Origin of the sequence: Streptomyces xantholiticus (assembly GCF_014651015.1) — a bacterium.
Classification (GTDB): Bacteria; Actinomycetota; Actinomycetes; order Streptomycetales; family Streptomycetaceae; genus Streptomyces; species Streptomyces xantholiticus.
On the sequence record NZ_BMWB01000061.1, the window covers coordinates 1 to 5687 of the forward strand.

General features: G+C 68.2%; 4 protein-coding genes. 1 reads left to right on the plus strand and 3 read right to left on the minus strand.

All coding sequences use genetic code 11. The features are described from left to right. Nucleotides 1-539: 539 nt before the first annotated feature. On the minus strand, nt 540-1547 hold the full coding sequence (locus tag IE198_RS34620) for a stage II sporulation protein M (RefSeq protein ID WP_189894036.1): 1008 nt from the start codon (nt 1545-1547) through the stop codon (nt 540-542). A gap of 136 nt (nt 1548-1683) precedes the next feature. On the opposite strand from IE198_RS34620, the gene IE198_RS34625 reads away from it, so the two are divergent. After that, nucleotides 1684-2652 (plus strand): RDD family protein, encoded by a 969-nt coding sequence (locus IE198_RS34625; protein ID WP_189894038.1) that lies wholly within the window; start codon nt 1684-1686, stop codon nt 2650-2652. A gap of 3 nt (nt 2653-2655) precedes the next feature. On the opposite strand, the gene IE198_RS34630 is transcribed toward IE198_RS34625, so the two are convergent. Together IE198_RS34630 and ahcY are read right to left on the minus strand one after the other, a co-directional pair. Then, nucleotides 2656-3270, minus strand: coding sequence for a hypothetical protein (locus IE198_RS34630; RefSeq protein WP_189894040.1), 615 nt, complete (start codon nt 3268-3270; stop codon nt 2656-2658). Between the two features lie 203 nt (nt 3271-3473). Beyond that, nucleotides 3474-4931 carry an adenosylhomocysteinase gene (gene ahcY / locus IE198_RS34635; RefSeq protein WP_189894042.1) on the minus strand — a complete coding sequence of 486 codons (1458 nt, stop codon included), beginning with the start codon at nt 4929-4931 and terminating at the stop codon, nt 3474-3476. Between the last annotated feature and the right edge of the window lie 756 nt (nt 4932-5687).

Below are 5687 nucleotides of genomic sequence, written 5' to 3' on the forward strand. Positions count from 1 at the left end.
CGGAATAAGACCGGTCGTTCACAGCGTCCTCGCTGTGATTGCCACCCCGCAAGCGGGATGGACTTTTCAAAGGAACCTCGACCATCCGAAGATGGACGGGGTATCAACATATCTGGCGTTGATTTTTGGCACACTGTTGAGTTCTCAAGGAACGGACGCTTCCTTTGTACTCACCCTCGCGGGCTTTCCTCCGGGCGCTTCCCTTCGGTCTTGCGTTTCCAACCTTACCAGATCCGTTTTCCGTTCCGTTTCCGGTTCGGAATCCATTTCCGGTGGCCGCTTGGAGGGCCTTTCGCCTTTCGGCTGCCCCGACTTTATCAGAAGCATTTCGGCCGACCTAATCGGCTTGGTGATCCTGAAGGAATCGGGAATGGGCTCCGCGGAAATCGCTCCCTGCGAAAGCCAGACAGACTTTAAAGGTTCACCGTCGAACTTGTCCAGTCCGACTCAACCGTTAAAATCTACCTCCCCAGCCGTCCCGTGTCAACGGGTCTGCGGGGCGAAGAGGAGACTAGCAGCTCAGAGGCCCCTCACGCACATCACGCCGCCGTTGGCAGCTCTGCGCTGCGGTCCGGCTCCTCCACGTCGCCCATGTCCCCGGCACGCGCGGCCCGGCCGCCCAGGATGTAGACGTACGCCAGGAACGCCGCTTCGGCGACGATGCCGATGGTGATGCGTGCCCAGGTGGGTAGGCCGGACGGGGTTACGAAGCCCTCGATCAGGCCCGAGACGAACAGCACGAATGCCAGGCCGATCGCCATGCCGAGCGCGGCACGTCCTTGTCGGGCGAGCGCGGTGCGGCGGGTCTGCGGGCCCGGGTCGATGACCGTCCAGCCGAGCTGCAGGCCCGTGCCGGCGGCGACGAAGACGGCAGTGAGCTCGAGCAGGCCGTGCGGAAGCACCAGCCCGAGGAAGACGTCGAGGCGCCCCGCCGAGGACATGAGTCCGATACCGACGCCCAGATTCAGCATGTTCAGGAAGAGGATCCAGAGGACCGGGAGGCACAGGAACGCGCCGAGGGTCAGGCACATGGCTGCTGCCTGGGCGTTGTTCGTCCAGACCTGCGCCGCGAACGAGGCGGCGGGATGGCTCGAGTAGTAGGTCTCGTACTCCCCGCCTGGGCGGGTCAGCCGGCGGAGCTCTTCCGGTGCTCCGATCGCGGACTGGACCTCTGGGTGGGTGCCGATCCACCAGCCGATGACGGCCGCGAGGAGCGTGGAGAGCACGGCCGTCGGTATCCACCAGTGCCGGGAGCGATAGACCGCTGCGGGAAATCCCGCGGTGAAGAAGTTGGCCGCGTCCTTCCAGCTCGATCGCCTGGTGCCGGTGACGACGGCACGTGCACGTGCAACGAGCTGCGTGAGCCTGGCGGTGAGTGCCGGCTCCGGGGCGCTGGACTGGATGAGCGAGAGATGGGTGGCCGTGCGCTGGTAGAGAGCGACGAGTTCGTCGGCTTCCGCGCCCGTCAGGTGGCGACCCCGGCGAAGGAGGTGGTCCAGGCGGTCCCACTCGGCGCGGTGGGCTGTGACGAAGACATCGAGGTCCATGGTCGGCTGCTGCTCCAGGCACTGGGTGCATTGCGTACGGTCCGTACTACTTCACTGCTGCGACACGCTGCCGGTCAGCTTGGCAGACTGAGGCATCAGGGGGCAGGGAAGGCCGGAGAAGACGAAGGGGGCAGCAGTGAGCGGGCTAGTGACGGGGGATGCGGTCGTACTGGGGCTGCAGCCGGCGAGGCTGCCGAGCCGGGCTCTCGCTCTTGCGATCGATCTCGTCGTCGTGTGGGCGGCGTATCTGATGGTCTCGATCGGACTGGCCGTGGCGACGGCCTCCCTGGACGAGGCAGCGGTGATGGCCGTGTCCATTGCTTCGTTCCTGCTCGTTCTCGTGGGTGCGCCGATAGCCGTGGAGACGCTCAGCCACGGGCGTTCGCTCGGAAAACTCGCCTGTGGGCTGCGGGTGGTCAGGGACGACGGAGGGCCGATCCGTTTCCGGCACGCTCTGGTACGCGGGGCGATGGGAGTGGTCGAGGTCCTCTTCTCCTTCGGCGTCATCGCTTGTATCGCTTCACTGGTGTCGGCGCGGGGCCGTCGAGTGGGGGACGTCTTCGCCGGGACCCTCGTCGTGCGCGAGCGGGTGCCTGCGGCCCGCGGTCCGATGGTGCCGCCTCCGCCGCCGCCTTGGTTGGTCGGCCGGTTCGGCGGGCTCGACCTGTCGGGTGTGCCGGACACTCTGTGGCTGGCGATACGCCAGTACCTGACACGTATGAAGCAACTCGACCCGGCGGTGAGCTGGTCCATGGCGCAGCGGCTGGCCGGTGATCTGGCAGCGCGCACGGGAACGCCTGCCCCGGAGGGCGTCCCGCCGGCGGCATATCTGGCAGCCGTGGTGAACGAGCGGCAGGCCCGCGACGCCCGGCGGGCGTTCGCCGCGGCCACGTCAGGCACCGCGTCGAGTTCCGCGCCGGCGGCCGCGTTCGGCCCGGCTCCGGTCGCGGAGGCGGTCATGCCGGTCGCCGGCCCGGCCACGGGGCCCGATTCGACGACGGCGCACCCCGCGCCTGCCCCCCACCCTCCGCAGGCCGAGCCCTCTGCCGACCTTGCCGACGTTCGACCTCCCGCGTCGCCGAGCGGCTTCGCCCCTCCCGCATAGCTGTCAGCGGAAGGTCGAGGGAGGGCTTTCGAGATCCTCGAGCTCGATACCGGGGGCCGCGAGAACCACGTCCCCAGCGATGTGAACGACATGCTGCTCGCCCGTGTCCAAGGCGCTGACCTGGTATTCGTCCACTGTCAGAGGGCCGTTGTCAGTGGTGTGCGCTTCACTCTTCACCAGCACCCAGGACTGGTCGACGGTCAGGGGTGCCAGTACGGGGTCGGTGAAGGCGACCAGGCGGACGCGGGTGGCTGGAGCGCCGGGTGCGAGGCGCAGCAGGCGCGAGGTTGCGACGAGGAAGGCCGGGGAGGTGCCGGTGAAGGCGTGGGCAGGGGCGTTGCCTTCACGGGCGTCGGTGCCGGTGGGGTCGGTGCGGACCCAGGTGACACCGTCGATCGCCGCACCTCGGACCTGCCAGTTCGCTGCGTGGAGTTCGAGCCGGATGGGGCGGCCCAGTTCGTCGAGGGCCAGGTCGACAGAGCCGGCGTCGTCGCCGGAGGGGGTGGTGGTTCGGGAGACGTAACGCCAGCCGGACGGGCCGGGGGCGCATTGGAAGTGTTCTTCACCGAGGGGGGTGTGATCGTGCGGATCGTGAAGCGAATAGCGGCCGCGGGGCATGGGGGCGTGGGTGTCCTTGTGCGGTGAGGCGTCAGCCGGAGCCGTTCGAGGAGGGTAAGGGGCAGGCCCCCGACACGGGGGTGCGGGGGCCTGCCTGGTACTTGCTCGGGTGCGCACTGCTCGGTGCGTGTGCTCAGATCCTGCTCCGGGCCGGCTGATCGAGGCAGCCGTGCCCGCTCAGGCGCCGTGCTGCGCTGCGATGATCAGTAGCGGTAGTGGTCGGGCTTGTACGGGCCGTCGACCTCGACACCGATGTACGCGGCCTGCTCCGGGCGCAGGGTGGTGAGCTTGACGCCCAGCGCGTCCAGGTGGAGGCGGGCGACCTTCTCGTCGAGGTGCTTGGGGAGCACGTAGACGTCGGTCGGGTAGTCCTGGGGCTTGGTGAACAGCTCGATCTGGGCCAGGGTCTGGTCCGCGAAGGAGTTGGACATCACGAACGAGGGGTGTCCCGTCGCGTTGCCCAGGTTCAGCAGGCGGCCCTCGGACAGGACGATCAGGACCTTGCCGTCGGGGAAGGTCCAGGTGTGCACCTGCGGCTTGACCTCGTCCTTGACGATGCCGTCGATCGACGCCAGACCGGCCATGTCGATCTCGTTGTCGAAGTGACCGATGTTGCCCACGATCGCCTGGTGCTTCATCTTGGCCATGTCCGAGGCCATGATGATGTCCTTGTTGCCGGTCGTGGTCACGAAGATGTCGGCCGTCTCGACGACCTCGTCCAGCGTGGTGACCTGGTAGCCGTCCATGGCCGCCTGCAGGGCGCAGATCGGGTCGATCTCGGTGATGATCACCCGGGCGCCCTGGCCGCGCAGCGACTCGGCGCAGCCCTTGCCGACGTCGCCGTAGCCGCAGACGACGGCGGTCTTGCCGCCGATCAGGACGTCGGTGGCGCGGTTGATGCCGTCGATCAGGGAGTGCCGGCAGCCGTACTTGTTATCGAACTTCGACTTGGTGACCGCGTCGTTCACGTTGATCGCCGGGAACAGCAGGGTGCCGTCGCGGTGCATCTCGTAGAGACGGTGGACACCGGTGGTGGTCTCCTCCGTCACGCCGCGGATCTCGGACGACAGCTGCGTCCACTTCTGCGGGTTCTCGGTCAGGGTGCGGTTCAGCAGCCGCAGGATGTAGCCGTACTCCTCGCTGTCCGCGGTGGAGGGGTCGGGGGCCGCGCCCGCCTTCTCGAACTCGACGCCCTTGTGGACCAGGAGGGTGGCGTCACCGCCGTCGTCCAGGATCATGTTCGGGCCGCCGGTGGGGGTGTTCGGCCAGGTCAGGGCCTGCTCCGTGCACCACCAGTACTCCTCCAGCGTCTCGCCCTTCCAGGCGAAGACCGGGACGCCCTGCGGGTTCTCGGGGGTGCCGTTCGGGCCGACGGCGATGGCCGCGGCGGCGTGGTCCTGGGTGGAGAAGATGTTGCAGGAGGCCCAGCGGACCTCCGCACCCAGCGCGACAAGGGTCTCGATGAGGACCGCGGTCTGGATGGTCATGTGCAGGGAGCCGGTGATGCGCGCGCCGGCGAGCGGCTGGGCGTCGGCGTACTCCCTGCGGATCGACATCAGGCCGGGCATCTCGTGCTCGGCGAGAGTGATCTCCTTGCGGCCGAAGGGGGCGAGGGAAAGGTCGGCGACCTTGAAGTCCTGGCCATTTGCGACGGTCGACATGCGAGCTGCTCCTCGTGGTTCGGGTCGAGGTGGTTACGGCTGGCTCTGCGGCGCCCTGGACGTTTTATCCGCTACGCACCGCACACGCGATACGGCACGGGACGGCATACGAATGCCCGGGAGTCCGCAGGACAGTCCGTCGGAGGCCCTCTCTCCCTCGGTCGGTCCGCGCGGGACCGCCCGACCGCCATCAGCAGCGACGTCTGACCGGTTACGAATCTACACCGATCGGCCCAGCCGACCCCAGCCCGCCCGGGCTCGCATTCCGGCCAGTCTCGGGGGTTCGGTTTCCGAGCCACCACCGGCAAGGTCGCCGACCGCGAGGCGCTGGTGCGGCTTGCGCCCGGCCGCGAGGAGCAGGGCAGCACGAGGATCGGTGAGGAGATCGCCGTGCCGCGTGCCGAGACCGATGCCGTCACAGCGCCGTTCGTCGGCTTCGCACGGTGTCCGGAAGGCGTGGAACCGGTGCGCGTAAGGCGTGGCCGGTGCGCGGAAGGCGTGATATCGGGGTCGTCGGCAGGCCCCAGGGCCAGGTTGATCTTCACGTTCACGGTCCCGGAGGCTGCCGCGGGCGACGAACATCTGCGCCTCGCGCCATGTTGTCGTGCAAGCCGATGGACGCCGGGTCCGTGAGCGTCTGACGGCGGCCCCGGACTCGGCCGGGGGACTCTCTCCGTGCTCAGGGATCGAGAAGTAGCGAGATCGAACGCCAGGGGAACGAGAGGGGTGGGGCCCCGGACCGTCGCGGTCCGGGGC